At 55.2% G+C, this 19,945-nt stretch carries 17 protein-coding genes and 1 other RNA gene; 5 read left to right on the forward strand and 13 right to left on the reverse strand.

The features are described from left to right. Positions 1-286 precede the first annotated feature (286 nt). The 11 genes from AC5Q5A_RS17390 to tkt all read right to left on the reverse strand — a co-directional run bounded on the left by AC5Q5A_RS17390 (position 287) and on the right by tkt (position 11,567). Positions 287-859 carry a hypothetical protein gene (locus AC5Q5A_RS17390; RefSeq protein ID WP_493896039.1) on the reverse strand — a complete coding sequence of 191 codons (573 nt, stop codon included), beginning with the start codon at positions 857-859 and terminating at the stop codon, positions 287-289. A 147-nt stretch (positions 860-1,006) separates the two neighbouring features. Further along, positions 1,007-2,170: a peptidoglycan -binding protein gene (locus AC5Q5A_RS17395; protein WP_493896040.1), complete on the reverse strand. Its 1,164-nt coding sequence runs from the start codon at positions 2,168-2,170 to the stop codon at positions 1,007-1,009. A 4-nt stretch (positions 2,171-2,174) separates the two neighbouring features. Continuing rightward, a complete protein-coding gene (locus AC5Q5A_RS17400) occupies positions 2,175-3,359 on the reverse strand; it encodes a hypothetical protein (RefSeq protein WP_008891359.1) in 1,185 nt (394 codons plus the stop codon). 12 nt (positions 3,360-3,371) lie between these two features. Beyond that, positions 3,372-4,589, reverse strand: a complete 1,218-nt coding sequence (locus AC5Q5A_RS17405; protein ID WP_493896041.1) for an OmpA family protein — start codon at positions 4,587-4,589, stop codon at positions 3,372-3,374. 268 nt (positions 4,590-4,857) lie between these two features. Next, positions 4,858-5,667, reverse strand: a complete 810-nt coding sequence (locus tag AC5Q5A_RS17410) for an inositol monophosphatase family protein (RefSeq protein ID WP_493896042.1) — start codon at positions 5,665-5,667, stop codon at positions 4,858-4,860. Between the two features lie 54 nt (positions 5,668-5,721). Beyond that, positions 5,722-6,288 carry an elongation factor P gene (gene efp, locus AC5Q5A_RS17415; RefSeq protein ID WP_008891362.1) on the reverse strand — a complete coding sequence of 189 codons (567 nt, stop codon included), beginning with the start codon at positions 6,286-6,288 and terminating at the stop codon, positions 5,722-5,724. Positions 6,289-6,454: 166 nt separating this feature from the next. Beyond that, the gene (gene thiE / locus AC5Q5A_RS17420) at positions 6,455-7,096 is read right to left on the reverse strand and encodes a thiamine phosphate synthase (protein WP_493896043.1); all 642 of its coding nucleotides are present in this window, start codon (positions 7,094-7,096) and stop codon (positions 6,455-6,457) included. Between the two features lie 63 nt (positions 7,097-7,159). Continuing rightward, complete coding sequence (locus AC5Q5A_RS17425) at positions 7,160-7,609, reverse strand: hypothetical protein (protein ID WP_493896044.1); 450 nt, start codon at positions 7,607-7,609, stop codon at positions 7,160-7,162. A gap of 11 nt (positions 7,610-7,620) precedes the next feature. Next, positions 7,621-8,343 (reverse strand): polyamine aminopropyltransferase, encoded by a 723-nt coding sequence (locus tag AC5Q5A_RS17430; protein WP_493896045.1) that lies wholly within the window; start codon positions 8,341-8,343, stop codon positions 7,621-7,623. A 120-nt stretch (positions 8,344-8,463) separates the two neighbouring features. Next, a complete protein-coding gene (gap, locus tag AC5Q5A_RS17435) occupies positions 8,464-9,471 on the reverse strand; it encodes a type I glyceraldehyde-3-phosphate dehydrogenase (protein ID WP_063087176.1) in 1,008 nt (335 codons plus the stop codon). Positions 9,472-9,584: 113 nt separating this feature from the next. Continuing rightward, positions 9,585-11,567: a transketolase gene (gene tkt, locus AC5Q5A_RS17440; protein ID WP_493896046.1), complete on the reverse strand. Its 1,983-nt coding sequence runs from the start codon at positions 11,565-11,567 to the stop codon at positions 9,585-9,587. A 410-nt stretch (positions 11,568-11,977) separates the two neighbouring features. On the opposite strand from tkt, the gene AC5Q5A_RS17445 reads away from it, so the two are divergent. The 4 genes from AC5Q5A_RS17445 to AC5Q5A_RS17460 all read left to right on the forward strand — a co-directional run bounded on the left by AC5Q5A_RS17445 (position 11,978) and on the right by AC5Q5A_RS17460 (position 13,822). Beyond that, entirely contained in the window at positions 11,978-12,244 is a 267-nt protein-coding gene (locus AC5Q5A_RS17445; protein ID WP_493896047.1) for a hypothetical protein, read from the forward strand. A gap of 3 nt (positions 12,245-12,247) precedes the next feature. Beyond that, positions 12,248-12,589 (forward strand): cell division protein ZapA, encoded by a 342-nt coding sequence (locus AC5Q5A_RS17450; RefSeq protein WP_008891369.1) that lies wholly within the window; start codon positions 12,248-12,250, stop codon positions 12,587-12,589. A 144-nt stretch (positions 12,590-12,733) separates the two neighbouring features. Beyond that, a non-coding RNA gene (gene ssrS / locus AC5Q5A_RS17455) (6S RNA) lies at positions 12,734-12,894 on the forward strand. A 112-nt stretch (positions 12,895-13,006) separates the two neighbouring features. Next, a complete protein-coding gene (locus AC5Q5A_RS17460; RefSeq protein ID WP_008891370.1) occupies positions 13,007-13,822 on the forward strand; it encodes a TIGR00282 family metallophosphoesterase in 816 nt (271 codons plus the stop codon). A gap of 80 nt (positions 13,823-13,902) precedes the next feature. Here the strand turns inward: AC5Q5A_RS17460 and AC5Q5A_RS17465 are convergent, their stop codons facing one another. Both AC5Q5A_RS17465 and AC5Q5A_RS17470 read right to left on the reverse strand, forming a co-directional pair. After that, positions 13,903-16,005, reverse strand: a complete 2,103-nt coding sequence (locus AC5Q5A_RS17465; RefSeq protein ID WP_353799522.1) for a methyl-accepting chemotaxis protein — start codon at positions 16,003-16,005, stop codon at positions 13,903-13,905. Between the two features lie 506 nt (positions 16,006-16,511). Further along, positions 16,512-18,686 carry a HAMP domain-containing methyl-accepting chemotaxis protein gene (locus AC5Q5A_RS17470; RefSeq protein ID WP_493896048.1) on the reverse strand — a complete coding sequence of 725 codons (2,175 nt, stop codon included), beginning with the start codon at positions 18,684-18,686 and terminating at the stop codon, positions 16,512-16,514. A 481-nt stretch (positions 18,687-19,167) separates the two neighbouring features. Between AC5Q5A_RS17470 and AC5Q5A_RS17475 the strand changes: the two genes are divergently transcribed. Further along, positions 19,168-19,914: a YebC/PmpR family DNA-binding transcriptional regulator gene (locus AC5Q5A_RS17475; RefSeq protein WP_008891373.1), complete on the forward strand. Its 747-nt coding sequence runs from the start codon at positions 19,168-19,170 to the stop codon at positions 19,912-19,914. The last annotated feature ends 31 nt before the right edge of the window (positions 19,915-19,945 follow it).

Below are 19,945 nucleotides of genomic sequence, written 5' to 3' on the forward strand. Positions count from 1 at the left end.
GACATATATTGTTCCACTTAAATTATACGATGTGAAACTAGGTTTCAATCCGCGTATTCTATCTGTAATGAATTCTACCGTAAAATTCTAAGGCATAGAGGGTGCCGAACCCAGCACCGCGATATGCAGTCACGGGAGCTAGAGACCATACAAAGGCAAAACCCCGCCAGAGCAATCCGGCGGGGTTTTGTTCCGTTTGTCAGGCATCACGCGACATCAGTTTGGGAACGCCTGCGATTGCGCCCATTTGGAAAGCCGCGCTCAAACTGTTGGTGGTGAACGCGTATCAGACCACGTCACGTTTGGTCGTGGCATTTGATACGTCATGGGTTTCAATCAGGCGCGCTTCGTGACGACCAAGCACATCCTTGGCACGTTCCTCGGTTTGCGGATCTGGTGTTCTGACCCACAGCAACAAGGCGCCTTGATCAAGCTCTTCTTGAAGTTTGGTGGAGTACTTTTTGCCAACCATTGCGGCAATCACCCCGCCTGCCGCGGCACCAACGCCGCCCGCACCGAGGATTGCCGAAATTGTCAGGGCAATCGGGCCACCCGCCGCAATCACGGCACCGGCGGCACCAAAGGCCGCCGCATACATCGGGGCACCGATCAGTGCACCTTCGGCATTGCCAATCGGTGTCGGCGTTGTATAGGCCAGTGGTGGCATATCAGGATCGTTGTCGACATCCTCGGCCTTGCGATAAATATGGCCAAGCTTGTCTTCGACGGTTTTCTCGCTCGCAAGAAGGCTAAGTTCCTTTTGCTGATCAAACCCGGCTTGCGCCAGATCATCTGCCGTCTGTTGGAGTATTTTGATGTCGTCAAAAACACCAACGGTTTCGCGATGTGTTTTGGTCATTTGGGCCTCCTTTTTTGTTGAAAGGCTCATCTGTATTGAACGTAACACAACGCGGATTGGTTCCATTTTTTGTTGGATTTCAATGCGCCCAAATGAAAACGGCACCCAAAAAGGGTGCCGTTAAAAGCTGTATTCTGGTGCCTTAACTTACCGCTCGGTAATCTTGAACTCGATGCGGCGGTTACGGCGATAGGCGATTTCGTCATCGCGGTTATCAAGCGGCTGATATTCGCCAAAGCCTGCAGCAACCAGACGGTTCGGCGGAACACCCTGATCAATCAGGAATTTGACCACCGAAATCGCACGCGCAGCCGAAAGCTCCCAGTTTGAGGCGAACTGAAGGTTTCGGATCGGTACCTTGTCGGTGTGGCCATCAACGCGCATCACCCAGTCGATATCATCGGGAATGTCGGCGGCAATCTTGGTCAGCGTTTCGCCCAGTTTGGCCAACTGATCCTTGCCTTCTTCGCCAAGCTCTGCCTCACCCGATCCAAACAAAACTTCGGACTGGAAGACAAACCGGTCCCCGACAACACGGATATCCTGACGATCACCCAAAACTTCACGCAGGCGGCCAAAGAACTCGGAACGATACCGCTGCAACTCGGCAACCTTGGTGGCAAGGGCCGCATTCAGGCGATTGCCAAGATTGACGATCTGGGCGTCTTTTTCCTCGTTCTCGCGTTCGGACGTTTCAAGAGCGGCTTCGATCCGGGCCAGTTGTTGCCGGAGTGCCAACATCTGCTGATTAAGCGCCGCGACCTGTGCCTTGGCTTCGTCACTCAGGTTCTTTTGTTCTTCCAACTCGGCTGCGCGCGATGCCAGAAGGGCCGAAAGCTCGTCAATACGGGTTTCCTGATCAGTGATCTTTTCGCCCGTGGTTTCGCGAAGCTCGGTCAGTTCGGCTTCCTTGTCTTCAAGCGACGCAAGGGCTGCCAGAAGTTTCTGCTCAATCTCATCCGTTGAAAGTTCAGCTGCCGCCAACTGATCGGCAAGGGTGGCCGCACGTGCACGCAGATCATCACGCTGATCGGCGGTATTGGAAAGCTCGGTCGTCAGCTGGGTGAGTTCGAGTTCCATACGCTGGTTGTTGCCACGTTCAAGCGACAGCAAGTTGGTCAGCTCGTTAACCTGGGCGGTCAGATCACTTAGCGCCTCGTCACGCCCGGAAAGGGCCGCACCCAAATACACCTGCGCAATGACAAAGATCATCAGAAGAAAGATGATCACCATCAAAAGTGTGGCAAGCGCATCAACAAAGCCCGGCCAGGTATTTACATCGCGGTTACGACGGCGCGAAAGCCCGATCATTCGATCAGCCCTCCTCGGCGATGGCGGCGATGGTACGGGCGAGGAGCTTGATCTCGCTTCTGATTTCCTGTGTGGATTGCTGGCGGCCCATAGTCAGTTCTTCGCCAATACGGCCAAGCGTATTATCAAGCGAACGGATGTGGGCGCGGGTATTATCATCAATCCCGAAGCTGCCCATTTTCATAGAATCTGCCAACTGATCAAGGACCGGTTTGAGATGCATCTGGTTTTCCGCCAGCTTGACCATCAATTGCTGTTCGGCCTTCATCTGATCGGTCAAGGTCGACAGCTTATCCGCCAGATCAATCAACGTGTTATGCGATTTGATCTGTGAACTTTCCGATCGCTGGATGGAGTTTTGCAACCCTTCCATATTATCGGCCATCTGTTCGATCAGGGCCGAAAGATACGCCGGAACAGACTGTTCACCATCGGAAATGCCGCCACCCGAACCAAGGCGTGTAAAGCTTGAAAGCCATTCTTCAAGGTCGTTAAAGAAACGGTTCTGCGCCTGACCGGCCTGCATGTCGAGAAGACCAAGGGCCAGCGATCCCGCAAGACCAAACAGCGAGGACGAAAACGCCGTGCCCATGCCGCTTAGCGGTTCGGACAGGCCGTCTTTAAGCTCGGAGAACCAAAGGTCCATGTTGGACCCGCTGCCGACATTGACGTTGCTGATCACACCGGCAACCGAGTTCACGGTCTGAAGCAGGCCCCAGAAGGTGCCGAGCAGACCCAGGAACACCAAAAGGCCAACGACATAGCGCGACAATTCGCGGCTTTCATCAAGGCGGGAACGGATCGAATCAAGGATGGTCCGGGTCGAGGTGGTCGAAAGCTGCGGGCGATCGCGGCGCTGTTCGGCCATCATGCTGGCCATCGGGGCCAGAAGTTTCGGCGGCACCTGCGACGTCAGGCCGGGGCGGGACCGACGAAAATCCTCGATCCACGTCACTTCGGGTGAAAGGCTTGCGGCCATCCGGAAGGTATAAATAACCCCAACCACAAACACGCCAAGGATCAGGCCATTAAGAACAGCATTGGCCATAAAGGCATCAGACAGCGCCGGGAACAGCAGGGCGCCAACCCCGGCGATGATGGCAACAAAGATTGCCATACGTGTCAGATAACTACCGGGTTTGGTAATAGGCGGGAGGGATCCCGTACCACTGGCCGAATTGCTGCTCATAGCGGATTAATCCTAGCGTTGAACGGTTTTGATATCGACGCGATCTGCGGGGCCGGACGGAACATTCGCACCCAGGGCACGAACATCAATGCGCGTGGAGCGCACACCCCTGTCAATCAGATAGGAACGCACCTGAAGCGCGCGTGACAGCGACAGACGACGCGCCTTGGAGGCATTCGCCCCATCACCTTGCGCATAGGCCTGCAACTGAATTCGAAGATCTTCATCCTGCCCCATCGTTGCGATCACGCTGTCGAGCTGGCTTCTGGCAGCTGCACTCAGCTCGAAACTGTCAGCGGCAAAGCCAAGGCTGTATTCATCGCCACCGGTGGCCGGCATTGCAGCCGGCGCAGAGGTTTCTGGCGGGATGGATGCTTCTTCAGCCGGGGCCGGTGGCACAGTTGGCGCAGGCGCCGGTTCTGCCATCTCGGTCGCAGGCTGAGTGGTGTCTGGTGCAGGTGCCGCCGGGGGCGCAGGTGTGTCGGAAATTGGTGCGACTTCCGGTGCTGCCGGTGCGGGTGCTGCGTTGTTTTCTTCGACCGGGGCAGGCGGTGCTACAGGGGCATCAGATACTTCTGCCGTCTCGGTTGCCGGGGAAGTGGTCGGGGCCGCCGGGGTCGGCTCCGGTGCCGCCGGTGCAACAGTCGGCGCAGGCTCCGGTGCCGGAGTAGGCTTAGTCAGCGGCGTCGGTGCGGTCGAAGCGCTGCTTTCGGTTACAGGTGGTGCAACCGGTTTGCTGCGCGGTGCGGCGGTCGGTTCGGGCTGGGTCAGCGCAATGGTCTGGTTTGCACCATCATCCATGTCCGCGACACGCTGGGTTGCATTTGGGACGACGCCGGGAACGCCATAAAACTCTGATTGGGTCGGGAAGGCATTGCCGCCGCCGCTTGATCCGTCGATGACAACGGTTTCAAACCCGCCGTCATAGCCAGAACTGCCTGTGGCACTGGCAAATTGTTCAGCGGCGAGGAATGTCGATTTCGGTCGGGTTTCCGGGAAAATCAGATCACCGCCCGGCATGACGATATGATCGCGTGAAACGGTCGGAGACAGATACTGCGGAACGGTCGGCTGCCCGCCATAGCCATCTGCAACGTCCCAGTTTACCTGAACGCTGCTGTCATTCGAAACGGGGGAGTATTGTTGCGCCGATGCATCTGGCGCAAAGAACACGGTTGTGCCCAGTGCAGCCGTCATCGCAAGCACCGAAATCTTGGAATACCCCATCATCAAATCGCAGGCCCCTTAATACCCTGTGTTTGAAATCGTTTGGTAACGTTGTTCTATTTCACACAGTTTTGTGTCGATCATTAGGCACCCGCAAAACTTTCCGAATGCCCCCCCTTTGGTGTCCGTGGGCCCGCAATCAGACCGCACAGTCCCAAGCACCATAGCTTAGAGACAGATGATGGACAACCGCTTTGACCGAAAACGCAAAAGGGGCGCTTCGGCAAATTGCGAAGCGCCCCTTTCAAAAAACAGTAACAAAAGCCGGGTGTTAGCCCGTGATTGCCTTTTTAAGCGTTTTGGCCAGCACCGGCTGGATATAGTCATTGGCCGCAACGACGCTGCCGGTAGCAAGCATGTTGGTGCCGCCTTTGTCATCGCGGATATATCCGCCAGCTTCGGAGATCAGGATGATCCCGGCTGCGATATCCCAGGCATTGAGGTGGGATTCCCAATAACCGTCATAACGACCAGCCGCGACATAGGCCATATCAAGGGCCGCTGCCCCCATACGACGTACACCGGCACAACGATCCATGACCGAGTGCAGCTGCTTTTCAAATGCCGCGTGATCACCATGACCAAGATGCGGAACACCGCATGCCAGAACGCATTCGTTCAGACGACGACGGCCCGAAACCCGCAGGCGGCGGTTGTCAAGAAACGCACCAACGCCCTTTTCCGCCCAGAAGCATTCGTCCTTGGCGACGTCATAGATCATGCCGGCAATGATTTCGTCACCCTTCTGCAGGGCAACCGAAATCGCAAAATGCGGGATGCCATGCAGGAAGTTGGTGGTGCCATCAAGCGGATCAATGATCCAGCGGTGCTCAGGATCGGTGCCCTTGATCTCGCCACCTTCTTCCATAAGGAAGCCATAACCGGGGCGGGAACGCTCAAGCTCTTCACGCAGGCGTTTTTCGGCACGGTGATCAGCCGCAGATACGAAATCTGCCGGGCCTTTCATCGACACCTGAAGGTTTTCGACTTCACCGAAGTCGCGTTTCAGTCCGTAGGCTGCCTTTTCGACAGCCTTGTACATCACATTGATGTTCGCAGAACGACGGGCGGCGCCTCGCACGGCATATCTCCCGGTGTTTGAATTAAAATGAAAACCAGAGGGCGGGGTTCGCCCTTAGTCCTTGGCACGCTCGATATAGGTGCCTTCAACAGTGTTCACGACAATGCGCGTACCCGATTCAATATGCGGGGGCACCATCACACGAACACCGTTCTCAAGAACAGCCGGTTTGAAAGAAGAAGACTGGGTCTGACCTTTGACAACCGCATCGGCTTCGACAATCTGGAAGACGACATGCTCGGGAAGGGTCACACCAAGCGGCTCACCTTCGAAGGATTCGATGGTCACAACCATACCATCCTGAAGATAGACAGCCGCTTCGCCGACAAGGTCGGCATTTACTGTGATCTGTTCATAGGTTTCGCTGTCCATGAAGGTGATCATGTCACCATCGGCGAACAGATAGGTGTATTCTTTCTGCTCAAGACGAACCTTTTCGACGGTTTCCGAAGCGCGGAAACGCTCGTTCAGCTTGGTGCCGGTACGAATGTCTTTGAGTTCAACCTGGTTAAAAGCACCGCCTTTACCCGGCTTCACAGCCTGGCATTTTACTGCACGCCACAGGGCACCTTTATGTTCGATAAGGTTACCCGGACGGATTTCGTTGCCGTTGATTTTCATGGCACAAACCGTTCTTTCAGATCACAGATTCACAATGCAATAAGGGGCAAGCGCCCCATTTCAGGCGCTCTACCTACCAGTTTGGCTGTTTTGCTGCAAGCAGATTGATCCGGGTTTGCACGCATAACGCCCCATCATTCGCGCATGGCTGGACCAATGAGAGAAATCAGATCTCGGTTGCCGCAATCGCTGCCTTGATGGCCTTCGCACCGGCCTCTGGCCCGTCCGGATGGTTCCAGACGCCACCGGTGACAGCAATGAAGTCGGCACCTGCCAGAACAAGCGGTGCAACATTATCAGCCGTGATGCCACCAATCGCCACACAGGGCACCGTGGTAAAGGTCGTCCAGATTTCAAGGATTTCAGGGGTGACGCTGGTTTTGGCTTCTTTGGTTCCGGTCGGATAGAACGCTCCGAATGCGACGTAATCAGCCCCTTTGTCACCAACGATCATCGCCTTATGGCGACTGTCATAGCACGACACACCGACGATATGTTCTTCGCCCATGATGGCGCGTGCTTCGTCGTAACTTGCGTCTTCTTCGCCGACATGCACACCGTCACAGCCCGATTTCTTGGCAATATCAGGACGGTCATTGAGGATCAGCGGAATGTCACGATCCGCACACATCGGAAGGATGGTATCAATCGCCTTGCGGATTTCATCATCGCTGACATTCTTCAGGCGCAATTGCAGGCAATCAACCGCACCGGTATCCAGCACGGATTTCAGCTTCTCGCCAAAGGGTGCAAGGTCGATTTTCGGCGGGGTCAGAAGATAAAGACCGGCAAGTTCGTCTGAATTCACGATGATAATTCCTGATGATTTCCTGCGTGTTATGTAACCTTTGACGCCGGTTTTGGCAATTGCCTAGGGCATCTTCGAACCAAGGCCATCAATATGCGCGCGCAACCGCTTGTCCAACTCGTGATCGGGCAGCAGGTCATCGGCCATCTGATAGATCGTATCAGTTGCTGGTAAATCGGTGATGACACTGCAATTGGCCTGACGCGCCATATCCGCCAGTTTTTCAATCCGGGTATCTGATGTGGGCTCGACGATTACCGCGTCCAGGCCCAGCTCAATTGCCGCCAATGCCCCGGAAACCCGCCCACGGCAATCAAGAATTGCCGTGAAATCACATGCCGGAAAGTCTTCACGCACCAGCGTGACCAGATCGGTAAACCACAGTGCCCCGTGCGTTTGTGCGGCATGTTCCGGCGACAGCAACCCAAAGGCACGATCCCCCATCACCCGGCAGGCTGATCTGGCGCCGGTAATGCCATGAATGCGAATGACGGGATCGGGCAGGGGGCTCATTTGCGTGGTTCTTATGCTTTGGTGCGCGCGACATAGACCGTGTTGATATCTTCACGGTCAATCAGCGGATGTTTGAATTTAATGACATCAGCCCGGATGGTCTCGAACGCGGATTTGAGGTTTTCTTCAAACCACGGTTCGGGCATCTCGGTCGACCACAGGGCAAAGATGCCGCCGGGCACAAGATGTTTGGCAAGCTTTGCCAAACCATCCTTGGTGTAAAGGCGCTTGTGATCTTCATGCAGGACATTGCCCGGCGAATGATCAACATCGAGCAGGATCGCGTCATGCAGTTTTTCGGGTGCATCCGGGTTCATGCCCGGCGTATCGGAAAGTGAGGCAGCAAAGAAATCACCATGCACCAGCGCACAGCGCGGATCGTTTGAAAGCTGCTCACCCAGTGGCAGCAACCCTTGCTGATGCCATTCAATCACCTCGGGCAGGGTATCAAGAACGGTCAGTTTGCCGGTCTTGGGATTATCAAGGGCTGCTTTGGCGGTATAGCCAAGTCCAAGCCCGCCAACGACAACATCAAGGTTGTCGCGATCAAGCTCCGCCAGACCAAGGTCGGCCAGCGCAATCTCGGCGTCGGTAAACAGGCTCGACATCAGATATTCTTCATCAAGCTTGATCTCGTAGACATCGATATCAAGGCTCAGCTCACGTCGGCGACGCAGGCTTAATACTCCCATCGGTGTCGGGCGATAATCAAGTTCCTTGAAAAGAAGGCTCACGGGCCGGGCTCCTGTTTGTCTTGATAGGCGTGTCACCTAGACAGTGACGGAAAGAGGCGCAAAAGAAAAGTGCCCGAAGCAGAACTTCGGGCACTTCGAAAATCTGGGCCTAAGCGATGCTTAGAGGAACTTCGCCATGGCGACAGCGGTGTCGCTCATACGGTTGGAGAAGCCCCACTCGTTGTCATACCAGGACAGGATACGAACGAAGTTACCGTCCATGACCTGGGTCTGGGTCGCATCAAAGGTCGAGCTGTTCGGGTTGTGGTTGAAGTCAACCGAAACCAGCGGTGCTTCGCAAACACCAAGAACGCCTTTGAGCGGGCCGTTTGCTGCTTCCTTGATGGCTGCGTTGACTTCGTCAACCGTGGTGTCACGGCCTGCAACGAAGGTCAGGTCAACCATGGAAACGTTTGGGGTCGGGACGCGGATCGCGGTACCGTCGAGCTTGCCTTTGAGTTCCGGAAGAACAAGGCCAACAGCCTTTGCCGCACCAGTCGAGGTCGGGATCATCGAAAGCGATGCCGCACGCGCACGACGCAGGTCTTTATGCAGGCTGTCCACGGTGTTCTGGTCGCCGGTGAAGGCGTGAACGGTGGTCATGAAGCCCTTGGTGATGCCAACGGTTTTGTTGAGAACATCTGCAACCGGTGCAAGGCAGTTGGTGGTGCAGGATGCGTTCGAAACAATCACGTCATCAGCGGTCAGGGTGTCAGAGTTAACACCGTAAACAACGGTCTTGATGTCGCCCTTTGCCGGGGCGGAAATCAGAACGCGCTTGGCACCTGCGGTCAGGTGTTTGCCAGCACCAGCTTCGTCAAGGAAGATACCGGTGCACTCAAACGCGATGTCAACTTTGAGGTCAGCCCACGGCAGGTTCGCCGGGTCACGTTCGGAGCAAACCTTGATCGTCTTGCCGTCGATGACGAGGTTTTCGCCTTCGGCTTTGACGTCATTGGCCAGAACGCCATGAACGGAATCATATTTCAGAAGATGTGCGTTGGTGTTGACGTCACCCAGGTCGTTGATGGCAACAACTTCAACGTCGGTGCGGCCGCTTTCAACGATAGAACGCAGAACCAGACGGCCGATACGGCCAAAACCATTAATCGCTACGCGAATAGCCATTCATCCCTCCAAAATTATAATGATTGGTACCTGGGGAGTATCAATCACGGCTTAGGGTAAAGAACCCATAGAAAAAAGGCCGGATCGGCATGTTACCGATCCGGCCCTGTAAATTAAACCAGTTCCTTGGCCGCTTTGACCAGCGCATCGGCGGTGATGCCGAAATGCTCGTAAAGGACCGGGGCCGGTGCCGAGGCACCAAATCCGTGCATGCCGATAACCTTGCCGTTATCGCCAACATATTTTTCCCAGCCAAAGACCGAAAGAGCCTCGATGGCAACGCGCGGGGCGCTGCCCAGAACGTCCTTGCGGTATTCCGGCGACTGGGCGTCAAACAGTTCCCAGCTCGGCAGGGACACAACAGCGGCCTTGATGCCGTCTGCCTTGAGTTTCGCCTGCGCGTCCATTGCGATCTCGACTTCCGAACCGGTCGCGATCAGGGTGACCTGACGGTCGCCATCGCAATCGGAAATCACATAACCGCCACGCGCGACAAGGTTGTCTTCGCGGTATTCGGTGCGCAGAACCGGCAGGTTCTGACGGGTCAGAGCCAGAACGGTCGGGCCGGTTTCGTTGGTGATCGACATTGCCCATGCTTCGGCAGTTTCAACCGCATCGGCCGGGCGGATCACGGTCACGTTCGGCATGGCGCGCAGCGACGCAACATGTTCGACCGGCTGGTGGGTCGGGCCATCTTCGCCAAGACCGATGGAATCATGGGTCATGACGTAAACAACGCGCTGGTTCATCAGCGCCGAAAGACGGATCGCCGGGCGGCAATAGTCGGTGAACACCAGGAAGGTGCCGCCATAAGGCAGAACGCCACCATGCAGAGCCAGACCGTTCATGGCCGCTGCCATGCCGTGTTCACGGATACCGTAATAGATGTAACCACCTTCATAGCCGCCATCCGCGGTGATCGGCGCCTGAACACTGGTCTTGGTGTTGTTCGACCCGGTCAGGTCGGCAGAACCGCCGATCATTTCCGGGATCGCCTTGGTCAGCACTTCGAGAACATTCTCGGATGCTTTACGTGTTGCGACTTTCGGCTTGTCTTCGGTGATCTGCTTTTTGTAGTCGTTGAAGGCTTCGATCCAGTTTTCCGGAAGCTTGCCTTCGATGCGGCGCTCGAACTCGTCTTTCAGGGCTGCTTCCAGACCTTCGAAACGCGAACCCCAGGCATTGAAGGCCTCGGCACCGCGTGCGCCCGCAGAAAGCCATGCGTCACGGACATCTGCCGGGATTTCAAACGGCTCGGAATCCCAGCCGAGTTTTTTGCGTGCACCAGCAAGTTCTTCGGCACCAAGCGGGGAGCCGTGCGTTGCCGAGGTGCCACCCTTGGTCGGTGCGCCAAAACCGATTTCGGTTTTGCAGGCAATCATCGACGGTGTGTTGGTGGTTTTGGCTTTGGCAATGGCTGCTTCGATTGCGACCGGATCGTGGCCGTCGATCTGCTGAACGTCCCAGCCAGCAGCTTCAAAGCGCTTCTTGTGATCTTCGGAGGTCGAAAGCGAGGTCGGGCCATCAATCGAAATGCCGTTGTCATCGAACAGAACGATGAGTTTCGACAGTTTCATGTGACCGGCCATCGAAATGGCTTCCTGCGAAATACCTTCCATCAGGCAACCGTCACCGGCAATCACATAGGTGTAGTGGTCAACAACGCTGTCACCAAAACGGGCATTCATGATGCGCTCGCCAAGGGCGAAACCGACCGAGGTCGCAATACCCTGACCCAGCGGGCCGGTGGTGGTTTCAATGCCTTCGCCGTGGCCGTATTCCGGGTGGCCCGCAGTGCGGTAGCCCATCTGACGGAAATTCTTGATCTGATCAAGATCGAAGTCTTCATACCCGGTCAGGTGCAGAAGCGAATAAAGAAGCATCGAACCGTGACCTGCGGACAGGATGAAACGGTCGCGGTCCGGCCAGTTCGGGTGCTTCGGATCGAATTTCAAGAATTTGGTATAAAGAACAGTCGCAACGTCTGCCATGCCCATCGGCATGCCCGGGTGACCGGATTTGGCCTTCTCAACAGCGTCTGCCGAGAGGAAGCGGATGGCATTGGCCATGCGGTTGTGTTCTACTTGCGTCGTCATGTGATGCGGTTCCTGGGGGTTTCGCGGTCGGGCGATGAAAACACTTTTCCATTTATTAACGGAATTCGCGCGGAAGATGCCCTTACAGGGGGCATACGTCAACCGCTTCTATCGAAAATCTGCCATGTTATCTTGATTCAGATTAACCACGCTGCCCTTCGCCATCGCAGATTGGCCGTACTGTTGACCAGTTTAGCGCGCCAGTTCTATGTTTTGAACACGGGCAGGGGATCGGGCATCGTTGATGCGGTTCGACGTCGCCGGGGCAAAACGGTTGTTGATCGGAATCTGTGATGTTAAATCAGCCATGATCATGACATCTTCGACAGGTCAGATCGGTTTTCGATGAGTCGCCGCAGACAATCAATGTCTGCGTTCTTTGGGTAAACAGCAAACATTCGGGTAGGGTTATGTCGCGGTTGCAACAGGCAAGTGATCGGCTGAAAGCAGCATTGGAACGTCTGGAAACGGCTGCGGAGTCGGCAATCGAAGCCAAAAGCCAGGCTACAGACGCTGACACGGCAGAGGTCGAAACCCTGCGCGGGCAACTTTCGGCACTGCGCGAAGATTACGTCCGGCTTTGCCGCACCACCGAAACGGTTTCAAACCGCCTTGATGGCGCTGTTGATCAGCTCAAACTCGTCCTTGATGAAGAACCCGCAAAGAAACAGGCATAATTCATGGCACAGGTTTCCATTCGTATTAACGGTCGCAGCTACGACATCGCATGTGACGACGGCCAGGAAGAACGCATTCACGCGCTTGCCAGCTATGTCGACGAGCGGGTCAAGGAAATCTCCGACGCGGTGGGCCAGATCGGTGAACAGCGTCTGCTGGTCATGACAAGCCTTCTCATTGCCGACGAGCTCAGCATGGCACAGGAAAAACTCAATACCGGCCAAAGCCCGGCGGTTGCAGAGGTCGGCAGCCTGTCCGCCGCCGAAGGTGACGCACTGGCAGAAAATATCGAAAGCATGGCCGAACGGGTCGAGGTGCTTGCCGATCGTCTTGGCAAAGGCTGATCAGGCGACTGTTTTCTGCTGCATGGCTGGTCTGATCACGGGCTGAATTCATGCAATCTACTTGAAATTCAGCTGGTCGAGGACTAAGTTCCGGTCGCTGACAGTTTGCGATGCGTCGTTCGCGGCGATCAAGAACCCAGCACAAGGGAGCTGCCCTGTTCGTCAGGTTCGCTAATTCCCGGGGCCGATGCTCATTTCTCTAGGGAGCTGTCCCTGTCGAGGCCGTGGTCTCGTTATACGGCGCCCACCTGCACTCGCAGGTCACGAGGAATTACCAAATGGCCAACGGCAGTGGTGGCTCCCGCTTATTCTGCTAAAACTCCCTTTTCCATTTAGTGATGCCGGTCATGCGTCCCGGGGCAGGGTGCATTAAACGAAACATGTCTGCCTGCTGGCTGACGCAATACAGGAAGCACAATGCGTTTACTTCATCTTGGCGACGTTCTGGGGCAGTCCGGTCGCAAGGCAGCGCTTGAAGCGCTCCCGATGCTACGTGATCGGTTGTCGGTTGATATCGCAGTGGTGAATGTCGAAAACGCAGCGCACGGCTTTGGCGTCACGGCGAAAATCTGCAAGGAATTCTATGACGCGGGGGCCGATGTCCTGACCACGGGCAATCATGTCTGGGATCAGCGCGAAATCATCGCCTATATCGACGAAGATGAAAAACTGCTGCGTCCTTGGAACTTCCCCGATGGGACGCCGGGTAACGGCGATTATGTCTTCAAGACCAAGTCGGGCAAGAAGGTCTGCGTGATTAACATGATGGGACGTCTGTTCATGGATCCGTTGTCCTGCCCGTTCCAAGGCGCTGACAAGCTGTTTAACAAGCATAAGCTTGGCAAGAATGTCGATGCCGTGATTGTCGATTTCCACGCCGAAACCACCTCGGAAAAAATGGCGTTTGGCCATCATTGCGATGGGCGGGCGTCGCTTGTACTGGGCACGCACACCCACGTGCCGACTGCCGATGCCCAGATCCTGCCAAATGGTACCGGCTATCAGACCGATGTTGGCATGTGCGGCGATTTTGATTCCGTCATTGGCATGAAAAAAGAAAACTCGGTTCGCAAATTCATCACCAAGATGCCGTCCGGCCGGTTCGAACCGGCAGAAGGCCCGGCAACGGTGTGTGGCGTCTATGTTGAGACCGACGACAAGACCGGCCTGGCAAAGCGGATTGAAGCGGTGCGTATCGGTGGCCGCCTAAAGGGAAGCTGGCCCAGCGCCTGACGCCCAAGGCAATAATCAATCGATCAAAGAAAAAGGCCCGCCAGATGACGGGCCTTTGTCGTTTAGATGTTGGTTGAAAATTACGCTGCGCGGTCACGGGCCTGCTGACGCAGATCATCAAGGATGACAGTAATGCGCGTGCGCAGTTCACTGACTTTCTCGGATGCCGAACGCGACGTGTTCAGGACTTCACCAGACAGCTGGCCGGTGCGACCGGTTTCGTTGGCAACCTCGGCAATCGATGCCGACACAGCGCGCGTTCGGTCCGCCGCACCACGCACGTTGCGGGTGATTTCGTCAGTTGCGGCCCCTTGCTGTTCAACCGCGGCCGAAATCGTCGTGGCAATCTCATTGAGACTATCAATGATCGAGCCGATCTCGCCAATGGCAGTGACAGACTCACCGGTCGCTTTCTGAATGCCGGAAATCTGGCCCGAGATTTCCTCGGTCGCCTTTTCGGTTTGGTTGGCAAGGTTTTTGACCTCTGCCGCGACAACCGCAAAGCCCTTGCCCGCATCGCCGGCACGTGCCGCCTCGATGGTGGCGTTCAGGGCCAGAAGGTTGGTCTGCTCGGCAATGTCGGTGATCAGTGCGATCACCTCGCCAATGCGACTTGCCGACTGCGACAGGCTGTTGACCAGTTCGTTGGTGTGTTGCGCGCGTTGCGCGGCTTCGTTCGAAATACGCGTGGTTTCCGCCATCTGACGGTTAATCTCCGCGTTCGAACTTGAAAGCTGCTCGGTAGCCGAGGCAACGGTTTCGACATTGCCGGTGGCTTCATCGGCAGATTTCGACACCTCGTCACTCTGACCTGACACCAGTTCGGCACTGTCGGTCATCTGACCGGATACGCCTTGAAGCTGTTCGGCAAGGGTGGCGATTTCAGTCACCGCACTTTCGACCTCACCCTGAAGGGTGTCGGCAAGTGAAAGCAATTCATCGCGCAGTGCCTCGTTGCGTTCACGGTTCAGGCGCTCTTCCTCGGCCTGCATGTCGCGGACCTTGATCGCGTTTGCCTTGAACACATCAACCGCACGGCCCATGGCAGAAATCTCGTCACTGCCCCCTGATGGAACGGCCGCGTCAAGATCGCCATCCGCCAGCGAAATCATCGATTTCTGAAGACCGGCAAGACGACGCAACAGGTTGCCACGCACATAAACCAGATAGATCAGAAGCGGAATAATGATCGCCGCAGCACCAACGCCGTACATCACCAGCGAGCTTTGCTGGGTCAGGGTGCTTGCGGTGTCGGCTGATTTGTCGACGCCGGATTGAAGATCGGCGACAAGCGCGTTCACACCATCTTCCATCGCGGCGGCAAATTCCGCACTGTCTTCAACAATGTCGATCTGGTCGTCGGCCAGTTTAAGTTCTTCGCTGCGCAGGGATGAAATGCTTTTGCGGCCCATCGACAGCTTTTTGATATCGCCAAGCAGGCCTTCATAGAATTTCTTGAGCTTCTCGTTCTCAAGTTCGCCAATGGTATTGGCAACGACACCAACCGCCCCACGGACCTGAACGCCCATAATGCGAAGCTGCATGCGATCATCTGATGACGCGGCGGACAGAACGGTATTGCTGATTTCAGCACCACTGTTGGCAAGCTGCAGGATCGGGGCCTGGGCGGCCATCAATTCATCAAGTTTGAACAGAAGTCCCTTGGTTGAGGCTTCCTGTTCATCGGTCAAGAAGGCGCCAGCCTGACGCAGATCATGGACCTGACTGGTAACTTCGGTGATTTTGGTTTGGGATGCCGACAGGATCGGCTGGATCATCGAGTTGTATTTGCCGGTCAGTTGCTGGAACTTGGCAAGGGAATCCGAAAGTTGGCCTGCGACCTCGAAACGTTCAATCGTCGTGTCATGAAGTTCCTGAAGCGACTCAGCAAGGCTTTGGCCATTGGTTTCGATCACCGACAGCGTTTCTTCCGGAAGGCCGGACTGGCTCAGCACCGCAAGATTTTCCTGCAAGTTCGCAAGCATCACATCAAGATCAGCCTTGACCGCCTGTTCTTCTTCAACGGTGGATGCCGCGATAATGCGTGGTGCGGAGGCCACAATTTTCGCACTGGTTGTTGCAAGCTGCTGGGCAGCAAACATTGGCGGAAGTTGCTCGTAGGCAATCGTGTCAAGCTGGTTGCCGAATTTGGTAAAAGAGAAGACCGATACGGCCGCAGCCAAGATTGCAATCAGACCGACAAGAAAGAAGGCACCAGCCAACTTTTCACGTACGCCAAGCCCTGCTTTGTTCGTCTTTGTTGAGTTTTTCTTTTTTGACGATGACGGCTTTGCGCCGCGCTTGAAACTTAAACCCATAATTAAACCTACCCCGTAGACCAAAGAGACAAGCGTCGCCACATGTGGTGCCGACGCATGTATGTACGTCGTCTGAACGTTTGTTCCCAGCCAAGCCACTTTGGGGAATACCCGATATCCGACCCTGAAAGGATCTCGGGAAATTTGGGGCCTGATCTATTATTATTGTTCTCCGATATAGCACAGGAATCGCATCAGGATCATGAATTTTCGGCCAAACCTGTACGGCTGTATAAAATTCAGGGTCGCGCAAAGTGGCATCTCGCAGCGACTGCGCTTTATTTCGGATCGAAAGATGCTGCTTTCAATGTGACCATCAAACAAAAAGGCCCGCCATTGGCGGGCCTTTTGTCATCAAGTTTTGCCTGTGATCAGGACGCTGCGCGATCATGTGCCTGTTTGCGCAGATCATCCAGAATGCCGTTGATCCGCGAACGCAGGTTTTCGACCTTCTGCGATGCATCCTGTGCAGTTGCCAGAACCTGACTGGACAGTTCGCCTGTCTTGCTGGTTTCATTGGCAACTTCGTTGATCGAGGCCGAAACAGAACGCGTGCGATCCGCAGCCCCGCGCACGTTGCGCGTGATCTCGTCGGTGGCGGCACCCTGTTCCTCGACCGCAGCCGAGATGGTGGTCGCGATCTCATTGATGTTTTCAATGATACGGCCGATATCGCCGATGGCATTGACGGACTCACCGGTGGCTTTCTGAATGCCCGAAATCTGGCCAGAAATTTCCTCGGTGGCTTTTTCCGTCTGGTTGGCAAGGTTTTTGACCTCGGCGGCAACAACCGCAAAGCCCTTGCCCGCATCCCCGGCACGTGCCGCCTCGATGGTGGCGTTCAGGGCCAGAAGGTTGGTCTGCTCGGCAATGTCGGTGATCAGTGCGATCACTTCGCCAATGCGGTCTGCAGACTGCGACAGGCTGACCACCAGTTCGTTGGTTTCCTGTGCACGGTTGGATGCTTCGTTCGAGATACGGGTCGATTCCGCCATCTGACGGTTGATTTCCGCATTCGATGCCGACAGCTGTTCGGTCGCAGCAGCAACCGTTTCAACGTTGCCGGTTGCTTCCTGTGCAGAGCTTGCAACTTCTTCGGTCTGACCCGAAACCAGTTCCGCACTTGACGTCATCTGACCGGAAACGCCCTGAAGCTGATCTCCAAGGGCCGCGATTTCGTTCACGGCACTTTCAACTTCATTCTGCAGGGTGTCGGCCAGTGCCAGCAACTCATCACGAAGTGCTTCGTTACGTTCATGGTTAAGGCGTTCTTCCTCGGCCTGCATGGCCTGGACCTTAAGGGCGTTGTCCTTAAAGACATCAACCGCACGGCCCATGGCGCTGATTTCGTCATTGCCCTTGGACGGCACGACGACATCAAGATTGCCATCAGCAAGCTGAACCATGGTTTTCTGCAAACCACCAAGGCGGCGCAGAACGTTGCCACGCACATACAGCACATAAATCGCAAGCGAGATAATGATGGCTGCGACGGCGACAACAAACAGGGCGGTCAGGCTCTGTTTCTCGACAACCTTTGCCTGGGCGGCGGCATCATTGACTTCTGCATTCAGACCGGCAACCAGTTCGGCAACGCTGTTACGCATTGCGTTGGCATATTCGCCACTCTGCACGACAAGCGCCTGGCTTTGTTCGGTTGCCTCAAGTTCACGTTTGCGCAGTTCAGGCAGGCTGCCTTCACCAACCGACAGCTTCTGCATCTTGTCGATCAGATCGACATAGAACGCCTTGAGGCGATCATTATCAAGCTCATCGAGCTTGCTCAGCGCATCGGTGTACGTTCCGCGAATACGCACCGGAATGATCGACAGGCGGACCGCCTGCGTTTCCGTGGTGCTGGAAATGATCATGTTTGATGCGGCAGAACCCAGACGCTCGATATCAAGGATCGGTGTACGCGTCTCGATCGCTGATGCGAACTTCTGGAAGGACTCAAGAATTTCTTCTTTGTCCGCGCTGTATTTCTTTGAAGGGTCTTCCTCAAACGACGCGGCGTATTCGCTGCCTTGGGCGATGTCGTTCTGGGTATAGGACAGCACCGGTTTTAAGGTGTCACCATAGCGTTTCGCCAGATTCTGGAACTCTTCGAGTTTCGCGGCTTTTTCGTCGCTGATCTGGAAACGTTCCTGGGTCACTTCGTGCAGCTGTTTGAGGTTATCCTCAAGCAGGGCGCGATTGTCGTTGATGCTTGCAATTACCGCGGGCATAAAGCCGGTCGCCTCAATTTCGGCGATGCGGACATTAAGCTCTTCAAGACGAACCGCAAGTTCATCGTTAATCGCGGTTTCTTCTTCCGGATTGGCAGCGGCCACGATGCGCGGCGCAATGGCGACAATTTCTGCACTTCCGGTTGCCAGTGACTGAGCCGCGGCAATCGGCGGAATCTTTTCTTCGGTAATGGTATTAAGCGCACTACCGAACTGATTGAAGGAAATAGCACCGACAATGGCAGAAATCACTGCCATCAATCCGACCACAGCAAACGATATCAAAAGTTTGCTTTGGACCCCGAATTTAGTTCCCATTCTATCTAACCTTTTTCCTGGCTGTTTCCGTATGGCTTCTTTGTCCATTCCGGTTGTTTATGGCACCGCAGGATCATATGCAGTCCTGCGTTAGGCGACAGCTTGGCCCTAGAGAGTATTCTTCTTTAGTTTAATATCTACACCAGAGAACATTAATGAAAGAATATCAAGACGTCTGCAACATCTATCCGCGTATAGTGCACGACTATCCCCGGATAGGTTGGTCATGATTTTGGTGCATTAATCCCGAAAACCTGACCCTTGTCCCCAATATTTGGCGATCTCGCCAAGCATGGCTGGACCTTGCTGGGTAAACAGGATATAGGAGCGGTCGAAATTTTCGTTCGCGTATGTCGCAGATATGAATGTGTCATCCTGTACATGCCCGGACGGGCTGGTCTGTCAGGGAACGCCCGTATGACCGGCGTGGTATCACCCGATACCGTTCCACTTCGAATTCATTGACGACAGGTTACAGGTTATGGCCGGCCATTCCCAATTTAAGAACATCATGCACCGCAAAGGTGCGCAGGATAAAAAGCGCGCCAAGATCTTCACCAAACTCGCGCGTGAAATCACTGTTGCCGCGAAAATCAGCGAAGATATCGACAGCAACCCGCGTCTGCGTGCGGCGATTTCTGCGGCTCGTGCCCAGAACATGCCCAAGGACAACATCGATCGCGCCATCAAAAAGGCGACCGGTGCAGGCGAGGGTGATAACTATGAAGAAGTCCGCTACGAGGGTTATGGCACCGCTGGTGTTGCCGTCATCGTCGAAGCACTGACCGACAACCGTAACCGTACCGCGTCCGAAGTACGTGCTGCCTTTACCAAGCATGGCGGCAACCTGGGTGAAACCGGTTCGGTCGGCTTCATGTTCAACCGTGTCGGCGAAATCGTCTATCCGATCGACAAGGCCGATGCTGACGAAATCTTCGAAGCAGCCCTTGAAGCAGGTGCTGCGAATGCGGAGTCCGATGATCAGAACCACATCATCGATACCGAGATCGAGGACCTCAACGCTGTGCGCGAAGCCCTGACCGAAAAATTCGGCGATCCGGAAAGCGCAAAGCTGGTCTTCCGTGCCACCACCGAAGCCGACATTTCGGTCGAACAGGCGCAAAGCATCATGAAACTGGTCGATGTGCTTGAAGATAACGACGACGTCCAGAATGTCTGGACCAACGTTAACTGGACCGACGAAATCGTCGCTGGTCTCGATAACTAATTAATATTTGCCAACACCCGCCTTTCGCTTT

The organism is Thalassospira sp. CA1, assembly GCF_059052855.1.

Excerpts from the sequence above, each read along its gene's own strand:
- AC5Q5A_RS17390 (WP_493896039.1), bottom strand. The coding sequence starts at position 859 with ATGACCAAAACACATCGCGAAACCGTTGGTGTTTTTGACGACATCAAA.
- AC5Q5A_RS17395 (WP_493896040.1), bottom strand. The coding sequence starts at position 2,170 with ATGATCGGGCTTTCGCGCCGTCGTAACCGCGATGTAAATACCTGGCCG.
- AC5Q5A_RS17400 (WP_008891359.1), bottom strand. The coding sequence starts at position 3,359 with ATGAGCAGCAATTCGGCCAGTGGTACGGGATCCCTCCCGCCTATTACC.
- AC5Q5A_RS17405 (WP_493896041.1), bottom strand. The coding sequence starts at position 4,589 with ATGATGGGGTATTCCAAGATTTCGGTGCTTGCGATGACGGCTGCACTG.
- efp (WP_008891362.1), bottom strand. The coding sequence starts at position 6,288 with ATGAAAATCAACGGCAACGAAATCCGTCCGGGTAACCTTATCGAACAT.
- AC5Q5A_RS17425 (WP_493896044.1), bottom strand. The coding sequence starts at position 7,609 with ATGAGCCCCCTGCCCGATCCCGTCATTCGCATTCATGGCATTACCGGC.
- gap (WP_063087176.1), bottom strand. The coding sequence starts at position 9,471 with ATGGCTATTCGCGTAGCGATTAATGGTTTTGGCCGTATCGGCCGTCTG.
- tkt (WP_493896046.1), bottom strand. The coding sequence starts at position 11,567 with ATGACGACGCAAGTAGAACACAACCGCATGGCCAATGCCATCCGCTTC.
- AC5Q5A_RS17445 (WP_493896047.1), top strand. The coding sequence starts at position 11,978 with ATGTCGCGGTTGCAACAGGCAAGTGATCGGCTGAAAGCAGCATTGGAA.
- AC5Q5A_RS17450 (WP_008891369.1), top strand. The coding sequence starts at position 12,248 with ATGGCACAGGTTTCCATTCGTATTAACGGTCGCAGCTACGACATCGCA.
- AC5Q5A_RS17460 (WP_008891370.1), top strand. The coding sequence starts at position 13,007 with ATGCGTTTACTTCATCTTGGCGACGTTCTGGGGCAGTCCGGTCGCAAG.
- AC5Q5A_RS17470 (WP_493896048.1), bottom strand. The coding sequence starts at position 18,686 with ATGGGAACTAAATTCGGGGTCCAAAGCAAACTTTTGATATCGTTTGCT.
- AC5Q5A_RS17475 (WP_008891373.1), top strand. The coding sequence starts at position 19,168 with ATGGCCGGCCATTCCCAATTTAAGAACATCATGCACCGCAAAGGTGCG.